This is a genomic window from Fibrobacter sp. UWH5 (assembly GCF_900142505.1).
Classification (GTDB): domain Bacteria; phylum Fibrobacterota; class Fibrobacteria; order Fibrobacterales; family Fibrobacteraceae; genus Fibrobacter.
This window is the reverse complement of the sequence record NZ_FRBB01000005.1, coordinates 113,462-139,388: the sequence shown is the minus strand read 5'-3', so window position 1 is coordinate 139,388 and position 25,927 is coordinate 113,462. Positions and strand designations below refer to the sequence as shown.

The following is a 25,927-nucleotide window of genomic DNA, read 5'->3' as shown; positions in this document are numbered from 1 at the left end:
TCGCTTCGCTCTGAGGTATAAGAGCTTACGATTTTCCAACCTCAAAGGGGCCTTGGGCCCCGACCTCATTACCTCACACCTCATACCATTTTCTATCTTTGCTCGCGATGAAAGATAAAGCACGTAAACTCATTGAAAAGTACGAAGAACTGGAATCCGAATTGGGCAATCCCGATGTTTTGGGCGACCAGGCTCGTTACAACAAGATTCACAAGCAATACAAGGGTATTGAAAAGGCCGTAATCAAGGCTCGCGAATACCTGCAGATGCTGAATGACCAGGCAGAATGGAAGACTGCTCTTGGCGATTCTGACCCCGAAATGGTGGCCATGGCCAAATCCGAGCTCTCTACCATCGAAAAGACCATGCCCGGCCTCATTGATGAATTGCAGATTTTGATGGTTCCCAAGGATCCTTGGGACTTCCGTAACGCAACGATTGAAATTCGCGGCGGTACCGGCGGTGACGAATCCGCCCTGTTCGCAGGCGACCTTTTCCGCATGTACCGCGCCTATTGCGAAAAGATGGGCTGGAAGCTGACCATCCAGGACCTCAGCGAAGGTACTGTTGGCGGTTATAAGGAAATCCGTGCCTATATCGAAGGCGATAGCGTTTACGGAACCTTGAAGTTTGAAAGTGGCGTACACCGCGTGCAGCGCGTCCCCGAAACCGAAACTCAGGGCCGTGTGCATACTTCCGCAGCTACCGTGGCAATCCTCCCCGAAGCTGAAGAAGTGGACGTGGAAATCCGCGAAGCAGACATCCACATGGACACCTACCGTTCCAGTGGCGCTGGCGGTCAGTACATCAACAAGACCGACTCCGCCGTCCGCTTGACCCATATTCCCACCGGCGTGGTGGTGAGCTGCCAGACCGAACGTTCCCAGCTCCAGAACCGCTTGCACGCTATGGAAATGCTCCGTTCCCGCATTCTTGACGAAGTCATCGCCAAGAAGGAACGTGAAGAAGCCGCCAGCCGTAAGGCCCTCGTGGGTACCGGCGACCGCTCTGCAAAGATCCGTACCTACAACTATCCCCAGAACCGCGTGACCGACCACCGTATCGGCCTCACCCTGTACAATCTGGATCAGGTAGTGGCAGGCGACCTGCAGGAAGTGATCAACGGCCTCCAGATGGCAAACGCCCAGGAAAAGTTGGGTAAGTTCAACGCCTAATTCGGCGAATTCCAGGGCAGGCACAAGATGGCAAACGCACCCGCAAACCAGGGCCCCATGACGGTGCTCGAAATTCTGAACCGCACCAAGGTCTTCTTCGAAAAGAAGGGCGTTCCCGACGCCTTGCTGGACGCCCAGTACATCATCAGCCATGGGCTGAAGATGAAGAGCCGCATGGACATCTACCTGAACTTCGAAAAGCCGCTGACCCCTTCCGAACTGGATGTTCTCCGCGAGATGGTAGCCCGCCGCGCCAACCGCGAACCTCTGCAGCACATCATCGGCGACACCAGTTTCCGCGGTTTCATTATCAAGTGCGACCGTCGTGCCCTGATTCCCCGCCCCGAAACTGAAAGCCTGGTAGACATGGCCCGCGAACGATTGAAAGGCGTTGAAAAACCCTTCATCGTAGAAATCGGAACCGGCTCCGGCTGCATCTCGATTTCCTGCGCCAAGGAAATCGAAAACGCCAAGGTTCTTGCCTGCGACATTTCTGAAGATGCACTTTCCCTGGCCCGCGAAAACGCCGAAGCCAATGAACTAGCCGCCCCTCAGCTGACTTTCGCCAAGGGAGACCTGCTGAACGCCGCCACCGCAGAAGCTCTGACGGCAGCCGGCCAAGATGCCAATGCCAAGATAGATTGTCTCATCGCAAACCTGCCCTACATTCCCGATTCGGAAAAGGGCAAGCTTCAGCCCGAAGTAGACAAGTTCGACCCGGAACTGGCCCTCTACGGCGGACCCGACGGACTCGACCTGGTTCGCAAGCTTCTGCAGCAGACCCAAGGCCGCCTTAATTCTGGCGCCCCCATCCTGCTGGAAATCGGAAGCGAGCAGGCAGAAGTTCTCAAGGACGAAGCCCAGAACTACCCGTGGCTGGAATTTGCAGGAATCCACAAGGATTATAACGACAACATCCGCTTTGTCAGCTACAAGGCAAAATAAATAACGCCTTCAGCAAAAAAAGACAATTGATGCCGCAACATTGTTGCGGCATTTTTCATAGGCCTAAATATTAAAAACAGCCTAACGCACTCAGAACAAAGTTCTCACTTTCGCCCATGCGGTAAAAGGGCAGAAGATCGTCGTCATCGATACATACATCGGCATCCATCAGCTGGAGCTGTTCATCGATGCGACGTTTAAAAGCAACAAATCCCGAATAACGATCGCGATACTCTTCGGATTCCCACATGCTGTTTTCGGGAATCTCGACAATGCGTTTACGACTAACTTTCTTACTTACCTTTTTTTCGTTTTTCATATTCATTCCTTTAAGGCACTCACAGACGTCTAATTCAAAGTGCCTTTACGAGCAGTAAATATAAAAAACAGAGATGTCATATTATGACACCTTGCGCCTTTCTAAAAAAATGAGACGTTTCAATCCCGGCGATTAATTCCCTATAACCTCGGCGTTCACCTTTGCGTGTCCTACCTTGTCCAGGCCGATTTTCTTGCCCGCAGCCACGCTCAGATCCAAAATTCTATCACCCACATAGGGGCCACGATCATTCACACGGACAACAACACTTTCGCCGTTATCGATACGAGTCACCTTCAGCACGGTGCCAAAAGGAAATTTTTTGTGCGCGCAGGTTAGATCGTTCTGGTTAAAAATTTCGCCGCTGGCCGTCTTCTTACCATGAAAACCCGGCCCATAGTAACTGGCCTCTCCCGAGATCGTCGTACCAATTTCGGCCTTTTCCTTGGAGGCATAATGTTTACCGGGAAAACGGACATACCCTCTTCGGGCGGCAATACTATCGGAACCGGCACAGCCAACAATAAAGGCAGACGAACAAACAAGCGCCAAAAGCAAACTCAATCCGCCTAAACGCATCCGCCGTTCCTATTCAAAGTCATACATACTATTGTATGTATTCTCGAGGATTTCATCTTCCTTGCTCTTGACCTCGGCCTTCTTCTCTTCGGGCTTCTGGTTGAGCTGTTCGTAATACTGAGCCGAGAGCTTGTTGATGTGGGCCTCGCTAGTCTGAACACGCTTGCGGAGACGCTTCAAGTCATCATCAGAAATCGTCAGGCGAGAATTCAACTTCCTAGCGGCTTCCTTACCCCAGGGCGTGTCACCATGCTTATCGCGAAGGACCTTGTAAATGGCAAAGACGCTGTCAACGCGTTCCGGGTTCATTCGGAAATAGACGGCCTTCATGTACAGGGCCTGAACACCGGACTGGGTTTCGGGATACTCCTGATAAAGACTGTCAAAGGAATCAAAGGCATGGGCATAAGCAGAATCCACCAGTTCCATCTGATCCAGGGGCATTTCCGATGCGACAGTCCACAAGCTTTCTGCCACCATATATCGATCCCTGGCCAGATCTTCCTGAGTCTTGAGGGTAACACGCATACCGAGGTTTGCCTGGGCCTGCTTTCCATATTCCGTATCCGGATATTTTTCTACGATTTCCTTGTAGATTTCTTCGGCGGCATCCGGGTCATGCAAAAATTCATCGTAGATGAAAGCCTTGGCGTAAGTCGCTTTCAGGACCCTCGCGCTATCCTTGGATTCGTTAATAATGACGTCCAACCTTGCAACAGCGCTATCCGTCTCAGACAGTTTGAAAAGGAACAATTCCGCAATCTGGAATTCCGTTCCGAAGAAATTATCCACATTGGGAATGGAGTCGGCCCGGTCATCGTCATTCTGCTTGCGCATGGCCAGCAAACGTTTTAAAGCATCCCTACGTTCGCGGCTCTTCTGACCCCAATCGCTAATGGTCCTAGAAGTAAAACTGCTATCGTAATAGACAACGGCCTGCTCATAATTCAAGGTTTTGTGCTGTTCGTAATCGCCCAGGTTATAGTAGCTTCTTGCCGCATGCACGGATCTCGGATATTCGGAATTCACCTTCTGGAAAACAATGAACGCATCGGGATAACGCTGAGCCATCATGGTGATTTCGCCAATACGGACCAGATAATCCGGCTGCTTGGTTTCAAATTCAGGTTCCTTGTAGAGTGCCTTATACTCGTCAGCGGCAGGAAGGAACTGTCCAACATTCACCAGACATTCAGCACCCTGTTCTCCGGCGGTCTGACGTTCACGGGAGTTCAGCAGTTTAATCTCTTCGGCCACATAATGTTCACGAGCCTTTTCCCAATTTTCTTTCTTGAAATAAAGACCTGCTAATCTAAAATGGGCCTTGCCGCGCATAAAGGGAGTACCCATGGTATCGGCAAGAACTGCTTCTAGAGAGGCGATAGCCTGGTCGGGGAATTCAGCCTGTTCATCAAGAAGCGAAAGAAGGTTCAGCCCCTGGAAGTAATAGGGATGGTCCTTGGAAGCGACAACCGGTTCCAGGGCAAAACGGCTAATATTATATTCATGATTCTTGTAGAGACAGTAGGCACGCTGGTATTCTACCGCCGGCATTGAATCGTAATCAGAGAAATAGCGTTCGTACTCGTCGTACTTGGTAATGGCCTTGTCCCATTCCTGCTTATGTCTAAAAGATTCGCCAATCAGGAAGACAGCCTCTGCGGTACGCTTCTTGTTGTTGGGGAAACGTTCCAGCACGCGGGATCCCTTTTCGATCACCTTGTCATACTTCTGACGTTCTTCGGGACTGGGCCTAGATTCCTCGGCATCGGCAACACTATCCTGGCGGGCAGTGCGCATCTCTCCGGCTTCATCATAAAGACGTTCCGCATTGAACATGTGGTTCAAGTAAGCACAGCAGGTACACCCTTCAAGAAAGAAGGCGAGCAGGGCAAAAGCTATAATCTTAAACTTGAACATATCAGGTCAAAAATACAAAAAAGGCAATGGTACTCAATCGCAAATTCTAGTAGCGGTTCAAATAGGAGGCATAATCACAAAGTTTAAGACCTGGCGGCAGGGCAGACTTGTCAAAACGCACCATACGAACCTCGGCAGGTTTACCAACTACACGGGCCAGCATTTCAAAATTATCCTGCGTTTCCCATACAGCGGCATCCAAGACAAGACCATCGCCACAATCCGTTTCGCCGGTACTGTTTCCAATACCTGAAATTCGGGAATTCTGCTTCAACAGACGCGTAAACACCTCGGGAGCAACCCCCAGGTGGTTAGAGTTTGAAGAAGAATCCACAACAACCACATGAACCTGTCGGAAATGATTCAGGGAATCAAACACAACCGTATAGGTATGCATATAGGGGGCGATGTAGAAAGATTCCTGCCAAACGTTATTTGCAACCGGGCGGAAATTGGAAATCGAATACTTCTTGAAAAATTCACGGGGAGTCGCGCCATAGCGAACAAGATAATGGCCCAACATTGAAGAGAAGTCATGGGTCGTCGCAGGGCCAGATGTTCCGCGGAGGCTGTCGATAGCACGGTTCAAGTTGGCGGCCAGACCGTCGGTCTTCGAAATGGGAGCAGGACGCGTGATACTTGCTTCCTGGATACGAAGCTGGATTTCAGGATACTCGGGATCGGCTTTCTTGATTTCCTGGAACTGCATACGAGCCAGGTCAAACTGACGACCCTTCAGATAGGCACGGCCAAGAGCCTCCCGCAAAGGCAGGTTTTCGGGATACTTTTCTACCAAGGGCAGCAGAATATCGCAGGCAATCTGGGCTCGATCCTGGGGAGACAGAGCAACACCAGTTCCAGAACCCGGAGGAGATTTTTCACCTAGAGTCGCTGCGGCGGCACGAGCCTCGGCGTAATCCGGCTGGAAGGCAAGAATGCGCTGATAGATTTTTTCGGCAGCATCAAAGTGTCCCTGGTATTCCTTCAGGTATCCCTGAAGCAGAAGAAGTTTAGCATCAACCGGGAACTGGGAAAGGGCATATTCCACAACGGCGGAGCAGCTATCCAGCAAGCCACTGTCGTGGTAAACTTCAGCCAACAGTTCATAGGCTCGGGGGGAATCTCCGTTAGAAAGGCTAATGGCGGTTTTCAGTTCGCCGGCCGCCTGGATGCTGCGGGAATTCTTAAGGAGCAATTCACCAAACCAGAGTCGAGCCTGAGTCAGGGAGGGAGCCTTTTCTGTAGCGACACGAGCCAGTTCAAGGGAAGCCGATTCGTTACCGGCCATATACACCACTCGGCTTTCCAGGTAGGCAGCCAGACCCGTTCCAGGATAACGCCCCTGCAACTTACCTGTCAACAGGGCAAGACGGTCCTTCTGATTTTCAGTCAGGGCAACCCCATTGGTCGCCATATCAAAGAGGATGTTCACCCCACCCCAGATAGCATTCAGCAAATCAGGGTAGAGAACAACAACGCCATCGTAGATGTCGTAAGCCGAAGAAAGGGCTCCGGCGCGAGAAAGTTCAGAGGCACGACGCAGTTCAGTCTGAACCTGAACAGGCAGCTTTGTTACCGAGGAGTTAAAATCGGGAGCATCGCCCAACAGAACCGTCGAACCGACAGGCAATCCGTAGGGGACGGCCGGAACAGAAACCTTAGACGGGCCGTAGATCTCGTACACGCGAAAGCCCACAAAAGCAAGAAGGGCTCCACAACACAATGTCAAAAAGAGATAGGCAGCCTTGCGGGCAGCATTATTGGAATTGGACATCTGATTCCAAGCCTCGGTTAGAGTTCCAGGAAGTCAGCCAGCTTTTCCTTATGCTCCTTGCTCTTCTGAAGGCGACGGAGCGTCTTGTTCTTGATCTGGCGGACACGTTCACGAGAGAGTTTCAGGTCTTCGCCAATATCCTTCAAGGTCGTATCTTCTACGGTATCGAGACCGTAGAACATGCGAAGAATTTCTTCTTCACGCTGAGGCAGGCTAGACAAGGTTTCCTGGATGAGCTTGCGGCGTTCATCCTTTTCCATGTCCTCATCCTGGTTACCATCGGTACCCAGAACATCCATCAGGGTGCTTACAGATTCGCTAGAACTGGAAACAGTGGAACTGTCACCAATGGGAGCATCCAGAGAGATGTCCACAATCTTTTCCATGACTTCGACAATGTCTTTTTCGAAGGGGGAAAATTCTTCCATGGCGATGGTGCGATCGTAGTCGCCATCGTTCTGCATAAGGGCACGCTTGAAGCGGTTTACAAGAGCGAGCTTGTTAGGCGGAATTCGGACCGCGCCCACCTGTTCAAACAAAGCCTTCTGGATTGACTGGCGAATCCACCACACGGCGTAGCTGATGAACTTGACATCCTTGTCCATATCAAAGCGCTTAGCCGCCTTGAAAAGGCCCAGATTGCCTTCGTTAATAAGATCGAGCAGAGAAAGACCACGGCCCTGGTACTTACGGGCCACACTGACCACAAAGCGAAGGTTGCCGCGAATCAGGCGCTGCAGAGCGGACTTGCGAATTTCCTCTGTAGCCCCGGTCTTGATAATCGAAAGCAGAGCCGACTCCTCCTGCGGGGTAAGAGTCGGGAAACGATTCAAGTCCCGGAAATATAGTGCTTCGTTTGCATCACTCATAAGATCACCTATCAATCCATTTTTATTCATCGCGGGCAAAAGCCCTTGAAGTTGAACAAATATGTTTTTTTATACGGATTCTGTCAATTTACCCAAGGTCAAATTACGCAATTTGTCGTACGGATAAATTCCCGAATTATGTCCATCGCTAAAAGTAAGGCTAGCCGCATAGCGTCCTACGGACTGTACCTTCAAAAGAGCGATATCAGCAGGGACAGAAGCGTCATCCAGCGTCTTTACACCCGTATGTTCATCCACACACAGGGCGCAGGGGCAGGCACAACGCAAATCACGGGCAGAGCAAGCCCCACGGGTACCATCATTCCATTCCACGCCCAGTTTTCCATCTGCAGTTCTAAAGAATTTTTTCGGTTGCAACATTTAGCACTCCTTAGACCGTCTCTACCGGCAGCTGGTCAAATTCGTAGTTATAGGACTTAAGAGTTCCCTCATCTTCATGGTCAAATACAGAAATCGTACGGACCATGGCATCGGCCACCTGCATAAAGACCTTTGCCGATTCCGAATTAGGGTTACTCAACACGGCAGGAGTTCCCCCATCGCCACAATCGGCAACGGCCGGTTCCAGAGGCACCTTCCCGATCAGGGGGACACCCCACTTCTTAGCGATGGATTCACCACCACCCTGGCGGAAGATGTAGTGAGGCTTATTGCACTGGTCGCAAATAAAGTAACTCATATTTTCTACAACGCCGACCACAGGAACGCCAACATTATCGAACATGGCGATACCCTTGCGGCAGTCAGCCAGGGCCACTTCCTGGGGAGTAGTCACCACGACCGCACCAGACATGGGGCAGTTCTGGGTCAAGGTCAGCTGGATATCGCCTGTTCCCGGAGGAAAGTCCACCAGCAGGTAATCCAACTTACCCCAGCGCACATGGTGAATAAAATGCTGAATCATCTGACTTACCATAGGTCCACGCCAAATGGTAGCCTTATCGGAATCAGCGAACATACACATAGACACAATGCTTACGCCGCCCTTTGCTTCAACAGGGGCGATGGTGTTGTCGTCAAAAACTTCGGGAGCCTTGTCGATACCGAACATAAGACCCATGCTAGGGCCGTAAATGTCAGCATCAAGAATACCCACACGGGCACCGGAAAGGCTCAAGGCCATGGCCAGGTTAGCAGTCACCGTAGACTTACCCACACCGCCCTTGCCACTAGCCACGGCCACCACATGGGCCACTTCGCCAATATGGGAATCCTTAGGAGCCTGGGCAGCGGAATTACCGGCAGCGCCACCTTCCTTCGCGGTAAAGGTCACATTCACTTCGCTTGCGCCAAGAGACTTCACGATGGCAATGCACTGATCCTTGAACTGATCACGGATAGGACAAGTGGGAGTTGTCAAGCGAAGATCAAAGCTAACCTTATCGCCTTCAATCTTAAGATTCTGCACGAAATCCAGTTCCACAATATTCTTGTGAAGGTCCGGATCCTGCACGGCACTAAGCGCCTTCAAAATGGTCTTTTCGTTTAGAGTCATATTAACCTAGCGAGAATTTCGGCATGCGCAACAAGTGAGTCATGCAAGGAGGCCATTCTTCTTCGTAATGGCTAACCAAAATAAGAGTGGTTTCTGTGGACAGGAGCTGCAACAGATGGAACAGCTTTTCGCGATATTCACCCTTCAACCCCTGGGAAGGTTCATCTAACAGAAGAACCTCGGGAGGGCGAATTGCGGCACGAGCCATGAGCACCAGACGCTTGTCGATGGGCGACAGGGAACGGATATTCTGGTTCACGTCTTCAAATCCCAGATAAGTCAACCATTCACGAGCTTTCGCCTTTTCTTCCCAAGTGGGATTGGCGGCGCGACAAAGGTTAGGGGTAAAGCCAGTGCAGAGCACCTCCAGGAGCGTCAAATCTTCACGGTACTGCAAGGCCAGTTCAGGAGAGAAAAATCCCAGTTTGGCCTTGTGGTCCCAAATGTTGAGACCATGGCCCGGGCGTTCCCCCAACAGTGTAATGTCATTATTGTAAATCTGGGGATGGTCCGCAGTAAGCATGCCCAGCAACGTACTCTTGCCGGCACCATTCTCGCCCATCACGGCCCAGTGTTCACCCTTGCGAACAGTCCAGTTCAAATTCTTCAGGACATCGGTTTCACCAAAGCGGACATTGATATTTTTCAAGTCGAAGAGAATTTCAGCATCCTCGGACTTGGAGTCTGAAGCTTCGGACCTCAATTCCACGATTTCATAATCTTTCAGTTCTGCCTTGGTATACTTGGGCTTCGCCGCTTCCTTGGGCAATTCACCCTCGTACTGCACAAAAGTCTTGTCGGCATAAACAAAGGCGGGAATTTCCGGGAGCAGTTCGTCTTCTCGAGCAAGACGGACAGCGATTTTCAAGCCGGTGCCGCGACTACGGGCAAGTTCTGCCACACAGCCTGCCAGATGGGCGCGATACTCAGGATCCAGCCCGCCAAACAGATCGTTGAAGTAAATCCACTCCGGATTTTCCATCCACATGCGAGCCAGCAAGACTCGACGCAGCTCCCCGTTAGAAAGGCTCAGAAGCTTTCTATCCAGAATACCTTCTGCAAGGTCCGCAATTTTTAACGCTTCATCAAGTTTTTCGGGATCCGTTTCTGGCCAGGCCATGTCCTCGATATAGCGATCCGTCTGCAAGAAGAACTTCTTGTTCAAAAGCAGATTACGCACCAACAGAGCCTCATCATCATGGAGGCTAATAAAGCGCTGCTGAAAGAACGGGGCAAGAGCCTGTTGAATCTTTCGCTGAATAGTTTCCGACATAGTGGAAACCTTTTCTCGCTGACTCAAAAAATGAGTAATGACCCGGTCAAGATCAGCACCTTCGGTACTAAAAATCTGCACCTGCGGGAACTTCTCTATCAAGGCTTCAAAACGTTTGAATTCCATGAGTCCAAAGATAGTATTTAATGGATAAATCGGCCGAAACGGCTCTAGCAAACACGAAGTGTGACGGCCGTCGCACAAAAACAAGATTAAGCGTGATTTAAATCAGACAGCACCTGATTTTTTATTCCAAGACAAAACATCCGTTTTGCACTTTTTTCTCCTCTATTTTCAAGGCAAGCGTATTTTATTAATTGGGAAATTTTAATTCGCTTTTGCGGAGGTTTTTATGAAAAAGTCAGTAGCATTCGTTGCATGTTCGGCATTCCTGCTGGGAGGCTGTCTTGAAGCAGGTACAGAAGCCGTAACATCAGAAACTGGAGCAACTAGCGAAACTGTTTCTGCAGAAATCTCCGGATCTATTGAAGTATCTGGATCAGCCAGCGTTTCTACCACTGCACCTTCGTTGCGTGCAATGGTTCAGTCCATTTATGGACTGGGCCCCTGCAACACAAGCAACGAGGGAGACGCCACCTACGTCATTGACGAAGAAGCCTACTTCCAGTGCACAGGAGGACTGTGGTCGGAACAGAAGCAAGCAACCTCCGTCGGAAATACATGTACCATTTCCGGAAACGGCAACAACAACGTAGTGTTCTGCGGTAATGCCACCATTGGCACTCTGGTCATTGGAGGAAACAGCGCATTGGACACTTCCGTCGCAGCAATTGTCGGTAAAGACGGCAAGGATGGACGTGATGGTATCGACGGCAAGGACGGCGTTGACGGTAAGGATGGAACATCCTGCACTGTTGCAATTCTTGCAGACAACTCCGGCTATAAAATCCTCTGCGGTGGTGATTCCGTCGGAGTCCTGCTCCACGGTCTAAACGGCGTCGATGGTAAGGACGGCCGTGATGGTGTTAACGGCAAGGACGGTATCGATGGCAAGGATGGCCGCGATGGCGTTGACGGCAAGGATGGCATCGATGGCAAGGACGGCCGCGATGGCGTTGACGGCAAGGACGGTATCGATGGTAAGGATGGCCGTGACGGTGTCGATGGTAAGGACGGCCGCGATGGCGTTGACGGCAAGGATGGTATCGATGGTAAGGACGGCCGCGATGGCGTTGACGGCAAGGACGGTATCGATGGTAAGGATGGCCGCGATGGCGTTGACGGCAAGGATGGTATCGATGGTAAGGACGGCCGTGACGGCGTCGATGGCAAGGACGGCCGTGACGGCGTCGATGGCAAGGATGGCCGCGACGGTGTCGATGGCAAGGACGGCCGCGACGGTGTCGATGGCAAGGACGGCAAAGACTGCAACTGCTGTGACACTGTCGAAATCACCAAGAAGACTTGGGCCAATCTGAACCCCGACATTGACTACTGTCAGTTCCAGGACACCCGCGATGGACAGTGGTACAAGTGCGTTGTCATCGGCAATCAGACCTGGATGGCTGAAAACCTGAACTACGCCGGTACCGCCAGCAAGAGCTGGTGCTATAAGAACCAGGAAGCCAACTGCGATATCTATGGAAGACTGTATTCATGGGCCGCAGCAGCCGACGTTTCTGAAAGCTACAACAGAAGCAGCGCAAGAATCTCCGAAAAACACCAGGGTGCATGCCCCATTGGCTGGCATCTCCCCACAAATCCCGAATGGGACTCTCTCGCTTACGTCGTCAGCAAGAAGAACAGCTATATCGGCAAGGCTCTCCTTGCAAAGACATACGGCGGCACTGATGATTTAGGCTTCTCCGCCATGCTGGCAGGAAACTGGAAAACCGACCTCATCGACCGTTCCGATTACTTCGACAACGTTGATTGGGTCGCAGACTTCTGGAGCGCTACTGAATCTTCTGACTCTGCAATTCGCAGAAACATCGGCTATTACGACAACACCAGTCTCAATACCGAATACGAAGAAAAGTATGAATGGGGCTACTCCGTTCGCTGCGTCAAGGACTAACCATTCTATCATAGAAACAAAAAACGCTCTGGCATCACAGCCAGGGCGTTTTTTATTAGGCTTTTTTAGACCTTTTCTAGAACTGGGTGAAGAATTCCCAAGTTGTTTCGGGAACCCAGGATTTTGTCGATCCCGGATCCTTATGATCCCAGATGTGCCCGCCATTCTGCGTACACCATTTAACGGGGAAGCGTTCGTCTACGGTCTTGTAATCGTAGCAAACGTGAGGACCGGAACCCTTATATTCTTCAGCCTGTTCGCCACTAGCATCGGTAAAGTTAGGACCATTGTGCTTTAAGGCTGTATTACGGGCTGCACGACCAAGGTCCGGACGGCACAGGTCGTCCTGCAGGCCAAGCACACCCATCCAGGCAATGGACTTGCCGGAATGAGGCGGAACATAGATGTTGATTTCAGCCGTTTCGTAAGCTGCTACACCACGAAGCACATGCTGATGGTCGCGGGAAAGGCCGTTGGTGAACATAGAGCCATAGCTGAAGCCGGCGGAGAACACGCGGGAAGAGTCAATGCAGAGATTGCTCTGGAGATCAGCCAAAAGTTCATCGAAGAGAATGTAGTCATCCTGGGCCCAGGGAGCCTGATTGCCGTTTCCTTCGGGAGCCACAAAGATGGTAGTCTTTTCGGTGTCCAGAGGTTTCATGCCATAGTAGCCTTCTTGCTGGACGCCACCAGCCCAACCACCCATACAGTGCATACCGAAAACAAGGCGATAAGGTTTGGTATTATCGTAGTTGTCAGGGATATCGATTCTGATGGTACGCTTGCCCTTGCTCCACTGGAATTCATAGCTGCCCGACTTTACGCGGCTCCAGGTTTTGCCACAACCACGAGTAGGCACGGGTGCGTTCCCCTTGGCCCATCCAAAGTCATAAACTTCCTCTGCACCCACGGCCTTTTCCAGGGTCAGATCCAAGTTGGTATCGAGATTCGCGAGAGCTACTTTAAGTGTATCATAACCGTCTGCGGTAACCTGTAGAGTTCCCCCCTCCCCTTCCTTTTTCAGGGTATTTACAGGAGCCACTCCATAAGATGAACCATAGGAACCTCGGGCCGTAAACTTCACACCTTGCAAGGCGTTCCCCATCTTCACTCGGGCATAGTACGTTCCTTCGCTCTTTACAAAGCTACGCATATCAACGGAACCCGAGCCGTTCAATTCCTGATTCACAACTCTAAAACCCATGGCATCAAAAACCTGTACCTGCACAGGAGCCGATGCAGCCTGAGAATAAGAAAGTATTCCGTTATCGACTCTTACGAAGCCAGGATTCACAACAGGCTTAATCGCCGTAGTATTAATCGGCGTATCGCGAATGGTAAAGGAGCCTACCCCGTCCGAAACAGCAGAATACTCTGTGCCGATCAAAGATAGTTCAGCCCCCTTCACCGCCTTTCCCTTGGCATCATGAACGGAACCTGTCAAAACAAAGGCATTTGCCGAAGATACAGACAGCGCTGTGGCCAAACCCAAAGCCAGAACATTCCTGTTTTTCATCTCATTTTTCCTTTTTTGATAAAAACCACAAGGTAAACTTACCCTTATTTACGATAAATGGCTTATGAACAAAGTGGATTTCCGTGGACGATATATCCATGCACAACCGGCATAGACTTTTCTATTTTAGGGGACAATGAATAAGATCCTGCAAAAAGCGATTCTAGGGGCAGAAAACCCGACAAATAATGATTTCCGCCTGACCCCTGCGGAAGGGCTGGAACTCCTGACAGAAACACCCTGGACACAGGTGGTAGAAGCCGCCAACACGGTACGTCAAAAACGCCTTCCCGGCAACCGTGTGGGCTACACCGCATTCCGCATCGTGAACTACACCAACGTATGCGAAGTGACCTGCAGTTTCTGCAGTTTTTGCAGGCCCTACAAGAGCCCCGAAGCCTATGTATTGACTCTCGACGAAATCCGTCAGAAGACCATCGAGGCCAAGGCCAAGGGCGCCGACCACATCTTTTTGCAGGGCGGAGTCAACAAGGAAATCCCCCTGTCCTATTACACCGACGTACTGAAAATGCTGACCCAGGAAATGGGAGTACGAGTCCGCGGATTTTCGCCCGTAGAACTCAAGCGCATGGCCGAGTTCAACAACATGCCTCTCGAAAGTCTGCTGGACATTCTTAAGGATGCAGGTCTTAGTTCTGTTCCGGGTGCAGGCGCAGAAATTCTCAGCGACCGCATGCGTCAAATGCTCAGCCCCAAGAAACTGCAAGCACAGGAATGGTGCGACATTCTGGCAGCCTGCCACAAGAAGGGTCTCCCCGGCAGCGCCAATATCGTATTCGGCAGTGTCGAAACCCCCGAAGAGATTATCGAGCACCTGGAGTACGTCCGAAAGACCCAGGACCAGGCAGTCACCGCAAACGTCGCCGGATTTAACAGTTTCGTCGTATGGACTTTCCAACCCCAGACAGACAAGTTCCCCATCCGCCATGTTCGCGGAGACGAATACCTAAAGCTTCTGGCCCTCAGTCGCCTCTACCTGGATAACATCCCCCATATCGAAGTTTCTTTGCTGGGGATGGGACTTTCGCTGGGTGAATTGGGACTGCACGCCGGTGCCGACGACATCAACAGCATTGTCATCGAAGAAAACGTCCTTACCAACCACGGATTGACCAGCATCGAAGCCGCAGAAGACTTTATCCGTAAGGCAGGATTCACTCCTTACCGCCGCAGTCTGAATTTCGACTGATATCTTCGTTTTCTGTTCACGAAATCCAGCCGTTTTATACATCTCGCAACCTAAAATTTGGTATTTTTAGGCCATGAAAAAATTGACGCTAGCATGTATGGCCCTTACAGCCATGGCTTTTGCCCGCCCGTCCCTCCAATTTGACAGGGACCGTATTGAGGCTGGCAACACTTTTGGAATTCAGCTTGTGTTCCCCCTGCAGGATTTGCCCGACAACCGAAGCGACCTGCATTTTGAAGCCCAGAATGGATTCAACCTTGTAAAGTTGGACAGTGCCGACCAGGTCATGCGTCCAGAAATGGACCCCTTTGAATCCTTCTTTGGCGGTGGCGGCAGAGCCCGCAGCTACAAGGCACGCGTCTACACCTTTACCTTGAAGGCCCCAAAGAAAACCGGACGGATCAGCGCCGGTGGCATCTTCATGAACATCGATGGCCAGAAACATGGCATCACTGGCGATATCCCAGTCAACATTCAGCGGGCCTTTACCGACGATGCCCTTGCCGTTAGCCTGACCCCCAGCAAGAAATCCGTTTACGAAGGCGAACAGTTCTCTGTTACGTTGGGTTTCCACACCTACGAACATTTCCAGGGGAACCTGCAGGCCACCGACATGAGCACCGGTAACGACTTTATCGTCCATCGCAGTGATCTCGCCAACATGAAATTCGAACCGGTTGAAAACGCCCGCCGAGAACTTCAGGCCAGCGCCAAGTTTGCATGGCTCAGCCCCACCAAGAGCGGCAACTTGCAAATTCCGGCATTCAAGTTCAAATACACCAAGCTGGGTGAACCCAAGGTCGTCGAAGAAAAGAAGCAGATGGGCGGCATGTCCTTCTCGAGCAGAAGCGTCAAGCAGGAATCGATCGAGGCCGAAGCCACCTCCCCCACCGTCAACATTACCGTTAAGCCCCTCCCCACCGAAGGCAAGCCCGAAAACTTTAGCGGTATGGTAGGCAACTACAGCTTTAGCGCAGACTTTGACCGCACCAACCTCAAGGTGGGCGAAGCCATGACCCTGTCCATCAACATCAAGGGTGACGGCCTTCCCGGATCCATTACCGATCCCAAGCTTCCCGACTTTAGCGATTTCCGCTCGGTGCCTCCCGAAAATGACATCTCCAAGAAGATCGTTGGAAACAAGGTGGTCACCAGCAAGAGCATAAAAGTCTTCCTTTACCCCAAGAAGAAGGGCGAATTCACCATCCCCGAAATCAAGTACAGCTGGTTCAATCCAAGCAAGAAGAAATACGAAACCGCAGTGGCTGGCCCCTGGAATATCGAAGTAGAAAAGGGCGACGCTTCTGCAGAAGCCATGTTCCAGGCACCTGTAGCCAACGTATCGAACGGTCCCGCCCCAGTTCAGAAGAAAGAGATCGAGGCTCTGGGCAGCGACATCCGTTTCATTCATAAAATTAGCGGTACCGCTTCGAGTCAAGCCCCTTACAAGAACGTCCTCTACTGGATTCTCTTTGCAGCGGCCCTTCCCTTCTACTTCATTGTCACCTTGGCCATCAAGCGTAAGCGCAAACTCAGCAGCAACCAGGCCCTGGTTCGCAAGGGCAAGGCTAGCAAGCAGCTGAAGGCCCGCTTTGCCAACGCCAATGCCGCACTGCAAAAGGGCGACGCCAAGGCTCTCTACGCCGCTCTAGAAAACGGTCTGGTAGATTACCTTAGCGACTTGACCAACGCAGAATTCAGGGGCATGACCCGTCCCCAGATGAAGCAGGAACTGGAAAGCCGCGGCGTCTCTGCCGAAACCATTTCCGCCATTGACAGCTGGCTTGAAAAATGCGCCTTCGCACGTTTCGCCCCGGTCAGTCCCTCCGCCGAAGAACAGAAGAAAATGCTCGCGGACGTGGAAAAACTTTGCGAAAGTCTGAACGGGCTGAAGTAAGGCCAAAAGAGGTTTTATAAAATGAAGAATATTTTTAAAGTCTGGTTTTTAGCAGCCCTCTGTATCGCAAGTCTGGGAATAGCTAGTGCAGCACCTACCGCCTGCGCCGGCATCGAGGCCGGAACAAAAGCCTACAACGAAGGCGATTTCGAACGAGCCATCGACGAATGGCGCACCTGCAACGACAGCTACGAAGAACAAGGCATCCAGGACGCCGACTTGTTGTACAATCTGGGAAACGCCTATTTCCGTAGCGCAAAGTTGGGTTATGCCATCTATTACTTTAAAAGCGCCCTACGCCTACGTCCCAACGATGCCGACGTCCAGCACAATCTGGCCTATGCCCAGGCTATGACCAAGGACAAGGTTGATGAAGACGACGAAGAGAACCCGCTGTTGGCAGGTCTCTTCAAGGCCCACCATGCCCTTTCCCTGAAAGCTCAGATGTTCGCCCTGTTAGGTATTTTCTGGCTCATCATGCTGGCAGCCATCGTCCGCAAGGTTTCCACCAGCGAAAAGACCAAGAATATCTTTATCGGGTTCATTTTCGTGCTCACCGCCATTTTCAGCATCATCGGAGCAAGCGCTGGCTACAAGATCATTGTTGCCGAAACCGAAATTACCGGAGTCGTTACCGCAGCCGATGCCGATGTCACCAGCGCACCTAACGACAAGGCCCAAACCTTGAATACCCTTTCTGAAGGAACCTCCTTCGAAGTTCTTTCGGAACAAGGCCGTTTCGTAGAAATCCGCCTCGGCGAAAAGGTCAAGGGGTTTGTAAAGCGTAGCGAAATAGGTATCGTCCGCTAGGCATTCGATTCACAAAAAATATCTAAACAGAAAACGCGGGGCATCTCCCGCGTTTTTTAGTTATACGATCCAGCCGCCACCGACGACCATGTCGCCATCATAGAATACGGCACACTGCCCCGGAGTCACGGCAAATAGCGGTTCCATAAAGCGGGCGATAGCTTTCCCGCCTTCAAGGATGCTTACCTCGCAAGACACAGGACGTTGCCTATAACGCACCATGCCCTCGCAGCGGAATACATCACCGGGCTTTACCGCCCCTCCATGCCACACGCAGTTTTCAATCTGCACCATGTCGGCACTTACGGCAGCCTTGTCGGCAGTCACCACAATGTCCCCTGTTTCCGGATTCACGTTCCGCACAAAGGCAGGCACGCCCAAAGCGACTCCAAGCCCTTTACGCTGACCGACCGTATAACGATGGAAACCGTCATGTTTGCGAAGCACCTTGCCCTCTTCCGTAACAAAGTTCCCGCCACGGGTCATTTGGCCATAACGGTCCGTCAAGAAGTTTGTATAGTCCTCGCCATAAATATCAAAGCAGATATCCTGGCTATCGCTGGCACTGGCATTTACGAAACCATGTTGGGAGGCAATTTCACGAACCTGGGACTTAACAAAACCTCCGAGAGGAGTAAGCACACGGGCACGCGACTCGTCGGGAACACCGAAAAGGAAATAGCTTTGGTCCTTACCTACGTCAAGTCCCTTAAAAAGTCTGCGAGCTCCGTCAACGTCCTTCATCTGGACATAATGACCGGTCGCCAAAAAATCAGCACCATGTTCCAGGGCGAAATCCATCATCCAGCCAAACTTGATGTAACGATTGCAATAGCAGCAGGGGTTTGGCGTACGGGCCCTAGAAAAATCATTGTGGCAACGTTTTAACACACGTTCCGTAAAGGCGTCATCACAAACAGCCACATGATGCTCAATTCCCAATCTATCAGCCACGGAGCGAGCCTTCAAAACGCTCTCATCTTTTTCGGGATCATAGGCGCGAGAAGCCTCGGCCAAGGGAGGCAACACTCGCAAGGTCACACCAAAAACTTCGTACCCCTGTTCCTGCAACAAAAGCGCCGCCACCGAGGAATCCACACCTCCGCTCATTCCAACAGCTACTCTTTGCTTTGCCATAATTACATCCTTTAAAACAATGTGCGCCCCCGAAGAGGCGCCTCATATTTTTTAATTGAATCGCAGCATCAGCGCAATTTCAAACTGCAGAATCTGACGCAGGTGAGGAGTTTCGTCATCCAGCTTTTCATGAATCTGGCGGTACTCGACGTAAGAACTCATAGAGGCCATCTTATTGAACTGATAGCTGGCTGCAGGACGCAGGAACCATTCGTGTGTTCTTGAGGGAACCCTACGTTCTTCCAGATGAAGCTTCGGATTATACACCGTCAGAGTCTCTTCAGTTCCTGTCGTGGGAGCCACATAAGACCACTGTCTAAAGACACCATCAGAAGTACCGCTTTCGGGAGCCCACATGTCATAACCTTCGTTGGGAACGTATTCCTTACGAATAGTCTTCTTGTAGTCGTAACCTGCGGTGAACTTCAGGTCGATAGAATTCTTGAACTTGTAGAACCACTTCCAGATCTTAAGAACCTTGTCTAGCTTAAGAGGATAGGTAACGGTAAAGTCATCACCAATATTGAAGGCGAAGTCGTTATACAGGGCCGTATGAATCCAGGGCGTTTCCCAGAAATAGTCCGTCGTATCGCGAGAGCTTCCGCCACTGCAATCCTGATTTTCAGGAGCCCAGCTGGTACAGCTGACCACTTCTTCCTTGGGGCGACGATCCGTGCTCTCAATCTTCATGCGGACCGCATTTTCGATACGCATATTGTTCTGGAGCAAGAAGGTAATCTTGACCAGCGGATTGAAGTTAAGCGTCTGACTCCAGGAATCTTCTGCACTCTGGAACGGATGAACCGTCGTTGTGTAGGAGTAGTCGAAACGATGAGATGTAGAAACACTCTTGAAATCATTCAGGAACGAAACTCTCTGGGCGAAGTTGGGAACAGTCACACCGACACCAATCTTCGGCCACAACGTGGTGGTATCGATATACAGCGGGTATTCACGAGACTGGGAGAAATCTTCCTTCCACTGCAAATCGCCCGTCACACCGATATCCCAAATCGGCAAGGTAATTCCCGTACCCACCTGGAACTGGCGGGAAACGGCATGTCTAAAGTTCCCCTGATAAACCAGAGTATCCACTTCATGGTTACGATACTGGGCAAACCTGCGGAAATCATCGCGATGGTCAAGTCCCATGTCGCCAGTTACGATATTGTAGAGTCCGCGGTTCCTATAGCCATTGCCAAGACCGAGACCGTACAGATAATACTGCAGCGGAGTCACACCCTGATCTTCATAAAGCTGAGACAAGGTGAAGTTTTCACCCACGGTGTTTGTGCTTGCAGTCCAGTTGAAACGAATTTCACGCCACTTGATCTTTTCCAGGGCGCTGGCCACGGCATTTTCCTTGCCAAAGCTCTGAGCCAAATCCAAAATCCTGAAGGTGGGAGAAAATTCGAATCGGTTGGTCTGAGAAATAGTCCAGTAGTTCTTTTCGATCATGGTTTCATCCCTAAAGGAGAAATCATCGGGAATCGTTTTCTGCTGGCTAAAGTCAGAGGTGAAATTCGTGGTAAACGGAATGAAGGGAATCAGCCTGGGGTTAAAGCCGATTCTAAACTGCTGACTACGAGCACGTTCGTTACGAAGAATACCATAGGAACGGCCATATTCCCTGTGGCCCACACTATCCACCTTGTAGAAGCGGGTGCTATCATACAGGATTTCATAGGAGTCGGGATTCTGCATATCGACCACCCAGTCCTCACCCAAGGTATCGCCATCGGCAGAAAGCTTCGGTCTAGGAATGGTGTCGTAAGGAATGACAAGCACACTATCAGAAGAAATGTAGACCTTGCGATCAGTATGATCGAAATCAAAGACATAATCGCTGGCAAAGAGGCCGCCGTCTCTTGAAGTAAAGAAGTTCTTCTTTACAAAGGCTTCACGGTCGCCACCACCATACATATCACGCTTGATGTTCAAGGAATAGCTGGTCGTCAAGAACGAGAAAATATTCCAGCGCATGTTCAGCTTGTGGTTCAATTCCGTGGTATAGGTAACCACCTTGTCTACCTGGGGATCCACATAATCCGGATCACGAGCCTGGTTCACATAACGCACATAGTTCAAGTCGAACAGGGTCAAGTCGAAAGTCTGCGGCCAAGGTTCAAATTCAGTCTTGGAAAGTTCCTTGAGCCAGGAGATGTCAGACAGGCCTTCCATCGGCTTAAACTTAAAGAGGCTAAACGTACCCAACTTATATTCAAGAATCGTATGGTACGAATAAGTGGAGTCGGCACTGGTTGTGGAACGGCCTTCAGATTCAGTATAGGAATAACTGAACGCAGGGCGGTCCAGGAAAATCTGGGACATCACTTCACCGAACTTGGATTCGTGAGCCTTGTAGTCCTTGCGGTAGCTGATACCGATGGTCTTTTCGCGAACGTAAGACTGGTAGCCCTTTGATTCACCTTCGTCACGAAGCTGCTGTTCATCACTGGGATCCACTTCGAGCTGCTGCTGGAACATATCGCCTGTCATTTCGACAAAGCTGCTGTGGTTCAGCATCATGTCATCAGTAGGCTTCATGTAGGGGCGCTTCGTAGTGCTATGGTATCCCAAAGAAAGCGGAATATGGAAGCCGGCGCTATCATCCAGGAACTTGTTCAAATTCATGGTAAAGTCGCTGGCCACATCCAGCTGAGAAGCGGCTTCAGAAACCTTGGGCTTGGGAGAGCCATTAGAAGTAGAAAGGGTAGCAAAGTTTCCATCCTGATAACGGACCGTTCCAGAAAGGGAGATGAAGTCAGAGAAGTTCACCTGACCGCCAACACGGCCTGCATAACCCCAATCCGTATCCATATCGGAAAGGCGCAAGTCGTCTACCCAGAAGGTACCTTCAAAACTAGAGGCGTCGCTGCTGGAATCCGCAATAATCACAAAGCGCATCCAGTCAATGCTGGTAATAGACGGATTACCCACCAGGCGGATTTTTTCTTCGCGGTCTCTTTCGCCACTCTTCGGCTTCAGCTTCTTTTCGACAGCGGTTACAAACGGCGGAGTACGGCCACGCTTCAAGTCAGAGAAATCAGCCACATTCATAGAGAAGGCGTTGTCGAGCCAGTTGTCATCGTGGCATACGGTAGAGCTACATTCCAGCTTAACCGGCTTGAAGCTCCATTCGTAGTAATCGCTTGAACCTTCCAGCGAGCCTTCACCGAACTGAATGGCAAATCGGACGTCACCCGTATTGTCCTTCGCGGCATAATGGATTTCCATCTTCACCGACTTATAGCTGGAGAAGTCCTTCTTGTCCGTCTCGAAGATGCGGGTCACGCCCACTTCCTGACCCGGCTGCATATTATGGTAATCCAGGACAAGTGCCGTTTCCTTCAAGGGAGCGTTTGTATCGGAATCACGTTCCGTCGCCGTATTGGGAGACTTGGAATACTTGTCGGAGTTTTCGCGGTTATTGATTGTAGAAACCTTGATGTAGGTGGTATCCCTTGCAGAGGTCACTTCGCTCACCTGAGTTTCAACGCCATTGATTTCTACAATCTGGGAATTTTCGTTAGTCGAAGTGCGATACAGGTCGGCAACGGTTGTTTCTTCCCAGGCATTACCCACAACGGCAAGATGAACAATCTGGACCTTGGCTTCGGCCACACCCTTGTTCAAGGAACCCATCCAGAGTCGAGAATACTGAGCGCCCGACAAGATCGACAGATAATCGCTACCTGTAGAAGACACGATGGTATCATACTGGTTCAGCGGGATGCGCCACTTGCGCCAGCCGTTCTTCAATTCCTCGAAATGAGCCTTCAGCGTATCAGAAAGGTCGATACGATAACGAACAAAGCTAATGTCCGTATCCAGGGCGCCGTTCTTGTTAATGTCTTCGGTATCGTAGCTGCGTTCACCGGAGTTATTTTCGGTACCGTTAATGTTTACCGGAGGATCGCTAAGATCTTCCAAGTCATCATCGTAATCATCGCGAGCGATATCCGTAGAACCGGCATCCGCCTTCACTTCCCTGGATTCACAGCCGGCATTACTGCACTTCCACACATAGCGGACTTCATCGGCGCCAGTAGCGTTGTCCAGACCCTTGTCGTGCAGGGCCGTAGTCGTACCCAGGTCATTTTCACCATCATACTTTTCGTTAGGACGATCACCGTTAATAGACAAGTCTTCGCTAACAAGACCAAGGTCCAGGTAAATAGATCCCACGTTACCACGAGCCACCACTTCGACATACTTCAGGTCACTCATATCCTGATAGTAGGCGCTGTTGGGACGCATGACACCACCCCAGGAATTTCCCATCAGGTTGTCATTGGGGCGAAGCGTCATCTTCAGCACGGTCAAGTGCTGATTGTCCACATCGGAATTACCCACAGCCGGGTAGATGTTCTTGTACAGTTCCGTATTATTGCTATGCCAGATGAATTCACCCTGATGTCTGTAATCCAGCTCCGGGATGTATGTAAAGATGGAGCGGTCCGTACCACCAGGAGGAGAAGCCTGATACCAGGAAAGCCTAGACAGCGGGTAAGTCAAGCCAGAGGTGGTGGCTTCAAAGTCTTCCACCAAGGCAGACTGGTTCTCGCTAGTATTTGCATTATGATGGCTTGCGGCAATTTCAGCTTCAAAGCGCCAGGAAGACGGAGCAGTAGCATTGATTCCCGGAATGGCGTCCACCAGTTCAGTCAAGGCGTTTACGGTATCCTGCAAGCGCAGGTTCATACCCAGCAATACGCTGGAGTAAGGTTCGTTACCCAAGGTCGGCACTTCAGCCGTGGTGCTCTGACTCTTGTACAGGGCGGTAATACCCAGAACAGATCCTGCACCCAGGCCATACAAGTCCAAAGGCAGTTCAGCACGGGCACCCAGCAACAGCTTGTTGTCGATTTCAAAGAGCGGTTCGCATTCGTAGCTGACCTTGATTTCCTTATTCGGGTCAAGAGCGCGTTCACTCAAAAGTTCAATCTGCCCCAGTTCGTAGTTTACCTCGTAGTCGGTACCACGGATAAGAGTCGTAGAACCTGCGGTCACCTTTTCGGAGCCCGGAGAAATATCCATACAGGAACTACCATTCACAGAATAGCTGGAGCTGGGATCACGAACGCTAAGCGTTGAACTGCGGCGCTTGCCCACAGTTTCGAAATAGAACTTGCTGGTGTAGCGGGAAAGGTTGTAGACCGGCAAGGAATACATCTGGGCCATAGCCGCCGAGGAGTCCACCCAGCGGAGTGGTTCAAGACAATTATCCATCAATCTGGATTCAGACTTTACCGTCGTATCAGAAGTGGTCTTACAGGGAAGCCACATTTCACCGGTGTAGGTACCGGATTCATTCTTCTTGAAGATGGTTGCGTCGTTAACCAGAGGGCTTCCGGTCTTATCATCCACAAGGCCCAGGGTCTTAAGATAGTTGCCGGCAATGCCAGACTTATTCTTCATGCGCAGCACATAGCTGGAGGCACTGGCGTCAGAAATACCCACAGAGTACACGTTACGGAGCATCAACTTGTCGATGTCCGTCAGTTCCGGCAGAGCCGCATCCCACTGCACCAAGATTACCTTGGATCCGTTCTTGACGTCAGACGTATTTCCACGGCCAGAACTATCGTCGCTCCAGCTTGCGGCAATCAAGGTATTGCGGCTGACACCGTTAACCTTCAAGATACCGGTCTTGCTATCGTAGGTAAAGTCCGTCTTGGGGTCCAGGGCGATCAGGCGGTCCACCTTCTTCTCGATAACCTTGCCATCGGGAGTCCTATAGACCGCCGTTACATTATCGATTACATCCTTTGTAGAATTGCTGAAAGTGGTGATGTTTCCGCGCTTATAGAGCTGCAAGTTCTTTGCGGCAGGATAGTCAGACGTAGTCTTACCATGAATGGCGTTCTTAACGTAAGCCTTCCTGGCACCATGGTTCAAGAAATAATAACGGTAGGCAATGAACTGCTTATCCAGAATCTGGAATTCAGACGTAGACTCGCTAGCCTTCAAGGTATATTCTTCCTGTTCACCACCATCCTGGGATGCAATGGTAGTCAGGCGCCAGTCGCCCAGCTTCCAGTCCGCCTTGATACCAAAGAGGCCCTGATGATTTTCCGAATAACCCGTCAGTTCAGTACCGGTCAGGGCCAGGTTCGTGGTACCCGCTTCCACACGCTGCAAGATGTAGTCCTCGAATTCATCCTTATAGGATTCTTCGTACACCACGCGCACCTGGTTCTTGGTACCAAGGCCTTCTTCAACGTTATTGATTTCAACGGTAATGTAAGGGCCGATCTTGCCCTTCACCATAAAGTTGGGAGTATAGTTCAGCGTGGGGCTGGGCCAGAGGCTGGTATAAGTACTACCTTCGGCATCATCCTTTTCACCGTATCCCTTCAGTCGGATATCCATGGTACCCTGAAGCATCAGCTTAGGCTTATCCAGACCAAAATCGCGCATCCAGGCCGGCATAGTCACCGGGACCGTAATGTCGAAAACGGAACCCGTCTCCGGAGTCTCGTACCCTTCGTTAGCTTGCCCCACCAGACCGTTCAACCATAAATTCTTACGGCCTGCCAGATACATGTCGTTCACGTAATCCGTCAATTCCGGATAATGTGCCGACCAGAGCACGGTGGTATCTCGGGAAGCGGCATTCACATGCTTCTCGGAAATGTCCATTTCACGGGTTGCCACATCCACATCGTGGGTGAACACCTGCCCCTTCATGGTATTCATCAAACGGGGAGAAGAACCGATTCCGCCAAAAGGCGCCATACCGCTCAAAGGTGTCACGGACGGGGGCAACTCCATATACTGCATGGTAGGCTGCCACTCGGTTTCTGCAGGATCAACCTCGCCAACCTCGGCATCCGCCGCAGAAACAACAGACATGGAATCACTCTGAGACCAGGCAAAACCCGCCGTCAGAGCAACACCTAAAGCATAAAACCAGTATTTCAAATCAGAAATAGACACAAACAAT

Annotated in this window: 17 protein-coding genes; 6 read left to right on the top strand and 11 right to left on the bottom strand. The window is 50.9% G+C overall.

All coding sequences use genetic code 11. The features are described 5' to 3' along the window. Positions 1-107: 107 nt before the first annotated feature. Together prfA and prmC are read left to right on the top strand one after the other, a co-directional pair. Positions 108-1,175, top strand: coding sequence for a peptide chain release factor 1 (prfA, locus tag BUB38_RS06490; protein ID WP_073158814.1), 1,068 nt, complete (start codon positions 108-110; stop codon positions 1,173-1,175). A 27-nt stretch (positions 1,176-1,202) separates the two neighbouring features. Next, on the top strand, positions 1,203-2,120 hold the full coding sequence (gene prmC, locus BUB38_RS06485) for a peptide chain release factor N(5)-glutamine methyltransferase (RefSeq protein WP_073158812.1): 918 nt from the start codon (positions 1,203-1,205) through the stop codon (positions 2,118-2,120). Between the two features lie 70 nt (positions 2,121-2,190). Here the strand turns inward: prmC and BUB38_RS06480 are convergent, their stop codons facing one another. The 8 genes from BUB38_RS06480 to BUB38_RS06445 form a co-directional block, all read right to left on the bottom strand. Next, the gene (locus BUB38_RS06480) at positions 2,191-2,439 is read right to left on the bottom strand and encodes an RNA-binding protein (RefSeq protein WP_073158810.1); all 249 of its coding nucleotides are present in this window, start codon (positions 2,437-2,439) and stop codon (positions 2,191-2,193) included. Positions 2,440-2,571: 132 nt separating this feature from the next. Continuing rightward, a complete protein-coding gene (locus BUB38_RS06475) occupies positions 2,572-2,997 on the bottom strand; it encodes a septal ring lytic transglycosylase RlpA family protein (RefSeq protein WP_254794889.1) in 426 nt (141 codons plus the stop codon). 30 nt (positions 2,998-3,027) lie between these two features. After that, the gene (locus tag BUB38_RS06470) at positions 3,028-4,938 is read right to left on the bottom strand and encodes a tetratricopeptide repeat protein (RefSeq protein WP_073158806.1); all 1,911 of its coding nucleotides are present in this window, start codon (positions 4,936-4,938) and stop codon (positions 3,028-3,030) included. A gap of 46 nt (positions 4,939-4,984) precedes the next feature. Next, entirely contained in the window at positions 4,985-6,712 is a 1,728-nt protein-coding gene (locus tag BUB38_RS06465) for a tetratricopeptide repeat protein (protein WP_073158804.1), read from the bottom strand. 17 nt (positions 6,713-6,729) lie between these two features. Further along, the gene (locus BUB38_RS06460) at positions 6,730-7,581 is read right to left on the bottom strand and encodes a sigma-70 family RNA polymerase sigma factor (protein WP_083538097.1); all 852 of its coding nucleotides are present in this window, start codon (positions 7,579-7,581) and stop codon (positions 6,730-6,732) included. A 69-nt stretch (positions 7,582-7,650) separates the two neighbouring features. Further along, positions 7,651-7,962 carry a DUF971 domain-containing protein gene (locus BUB38_RS06455; RefSeq protein WP_073158799.1) on the bottom strand — a complete coding sequence of 104 codons (312 nt, stop codon included), beginning with the start codon at positions 7,960-7,962 and terminating at the stop codon, positions 7,651-7,653. Positions 7,963-7,972: 10 nt separating this feature from the next. Further along, entirely contained in the window at positions 7,973-9,097 is a 1,125-nt protein-coding gene (locus tag BUB38_RS06450) for an Mrp/NBP35 family ATP-binding protein (protein WP_073158797.1), read from the bottom strand. Position 9,098: 1 nt separating this feature from the next. Then, the gene (locus BUB38_RS06445) at positions 9,099-10,496 is read right to left on the bottom strand and encodes an ATP-binding cassette domain-containing protein (protein WP_073158794.1); all 1,398 of its coding nucleotides are present in this window, start codon (positions 10,494-10,496) and stop codon (positions 9,099-9,101) included. Between the two features lie 226 nt (positions 10,497-10,722). Between BUB38_RS06445 and BUB38_RS15785 the strand changes: the two genes are divergently transcribed. Beyond that, positions 10,723-12,408, top strand: coding sequence for an FISUMP domain-containing protein (locus BUB38_RS15785; protein WP_083541984.1), 1,686 nt, complete (start codon positions 10,723-10,725; stop codon positions 12,406-12,408). Positions 12,409-12,484: 76 nt separating this feature from the next. Here the strand turns inward: BUB38_RS15785 and BUB38_RS06430 are convergent, their stop codons facing one another. Continuing rightward, positions 12,485-13,924: an esterase gene (locus tag BUB38_RS06430; RefSeq protein WP_073158792.1), complete on the bottom strand. Its 1,440-nt coding sequence runs from the start codon at positions 13,922-13,924 to the stop codon at positions 12,485-12,487. Positions 13,925-14,060: 136 nt separating this feature from the next. On the opposite strand from BUB38_RS06430, the gene BUB38_RS06425 reads away from it, so the two are divergent. The 3 genes from BUB38_RS06425 (at position 14,061) to BUB38_RS06415 (ending at position 17,841) form a co-directional block, all read left to right on the top strand. Beyond that, on the top strand, positions 14,061-15,134 hold the full coding sequence (locus BUB38_RS06425; protein WP_073158789.1) for a CofH family radical SAM protein: 1,074 nt from the start codon (positions 14,061-14,063) through the stop codon (positions 15,132-15,134). 73 nt (positions 15,135-15,207) lie between these two features. Next, positions 15,208-17,031 carry a BatD family protein gene (locus BUB38_RS06420; RefSeq protein WP_073158787.1) on the top strand — a complete coding sequence of 608 codons (1,824 nt, stop codon included), beginning with the start codon at positions 15,208-15,210 and terminating at the stop codon, positions 17,029-17,031. Positions 17,032-17,052: 21 nt separating this feature from the next. Further along, the gene (locus tag BUB38_RS06415; RefSeq protein ID WP_073158784.1) at positions 17,053-17,841 is read left to right on the top strand and encodes a tetratricopeptide repeat protein; all 789 of its coding nucleotides are present in this window, start codon (positions 17,053-17,055) and stop codon (positions 17,839-17,841) included. A 60-nt stretch (positions 17,842-17,901) separates the two neighbouring features. Here the strand turns inward: BUB38_RS06415 and mnmA are convergent, their stop codons facing one another. Beyond that, complete coding sequence (mnmA, locus tag BUB38_RS06410) at positions 17,902-18,978, bottom strand: tRNA 2-thiouridine(34) synthase MnmA (RefSeq protein ID WP_073158782.1); 1,077 nt, start codon at positions 18,976-18,978, stop codon at positions 17,902-17,904. A gap of 51 nt (positions 18,979-19,029) precedes the next feature. Next, on the bottom strand, positions 19,030-25,920 hold the full coding sequence (gene sprA, locus BUB38_RS06405) for a T9SS outer membrane translocon Sov/SprA (protein WP_254794888.1): 6,891 nt from the start codon (positions 25,918-25,920) through the stop codon (positions 19,030-19,032). Positions 25,921-25,927: the final 7 nt, after the last annotated feature.

What these genes read in the sequence shown, in the direction of transcription:
- BUB38_RS06425 (WP_073158789.1), top strand. Translation starts at nt 14,061, where the DNA reads ATGAATAAGATCCTGCAAAAAGCGATTCTAGGGGCAGAAAACCCGACA.
- prfA (WP_073158814.1), top strand. Translation starts at nt 108, where the DNA reads ATGAAAGATAAAGCACGTAAACTCATTGAAAAGTACGAAGAACTGGAA.
- BUB38_RS06455 (WP_073158799.1), bottom strand. Translation starts at nt 7,962, where the DNA reads ATGTTGCAACCGAAAAAATTCTTTAGAACTGCAGATGGAAAACTGGGC.
- BUB38_RS06460 (WP_083538097.1), bottom strand. Translation starts at nt 7,581, where the DNA reads ATGAGTGATGCAAACGAAGCACTATATTTCCGGGACTTGAATCGTTTC.
- BUB38_RS15785 (WP_083541984.1), top strand. Translation starts at nt 10,723, where the DNA reads ATGAAAAAGTCAGTAGCATTCGTTGCATGTTCGGCATTCCTGCTGGGA.
- BUB38_RS06465 (WP_073158804.1), bottom strand. Translation starts at nt 6,712, where the DNA reads ATGTCCAATTCCAATAATGCTGCCCGCAAGGCTGCCTATCTCTTTTTG.
- BUB38_RS06445 (WP_073158794.1), bottom strand. Translation starts at nt 10,496, where the DNA reads ATGGAATTCAAACGTTTTGAAGCCTTGATAGAGAAGTTCCCGCAGGTG.
- prmC (WP_073158812.1), top strand. Translation starts at nt 1,203, where the DNA reads ATGGCAAACGCACCCGCAAACCAGGGCCCCATGACGGTGCTCGAAATT.
- mnmA (WP_073158782.1), bottom strand. Translation starts at nt 18,978, where the DNA reads ATGGCAAAGCAAAGAGTAGCTGTTGGAATGAGCGGAGGTGTGGATTCC.
- BUB38_RS06415 (WP_073158784.1), top strand. Translation starts at nt 17,053, where the DNA reads ATGAAGAATATTTTTAAAGTCTGGTTTTTAGCAGCCCTCTGTATCGCA.
- BUB38_RS06470 (WP_073158806.1), bottom strand. Translation starts at nt 4,938, where the DNA reads ATGTTCAAGTTTAAGATTATAGCTTTTGCCCTGCTCGCCTTCTTTCTT.
- BUB38_RS06480 (WP_073158810.1), bottom strand. Translation starts at nt 2,439, where the DNA reads ATGAAAAACGAAAAAAAGGTAAGTAAGAAAGTTAGTCGTAAACGCATT.
- BUB38_RS06430 (WP_073158792.1), bottom strand. Translation starts at nt 13,924, where the DNA reads ATGAAAAACAGGAATGTTCTGGCTTTGGGTTTGGCCACAGCGCTGTCT.
- BUB38_RS06450 (WP_073158797.1), bottom strand. Translation starts at nt 9,097, where the DNA reads ATGACTCTAAACGAAAAGACCATTTTGAAGGCGCTTAGTGCCGTGCAG.
- BUB38_RS06420 (WP_073158787.1), top strand. Translation starts at nt 15,208, where the DNA reads ATGAAAAAATTGACGCTAGCATGTATGGCCCTTACAGCCATGGCTTTT.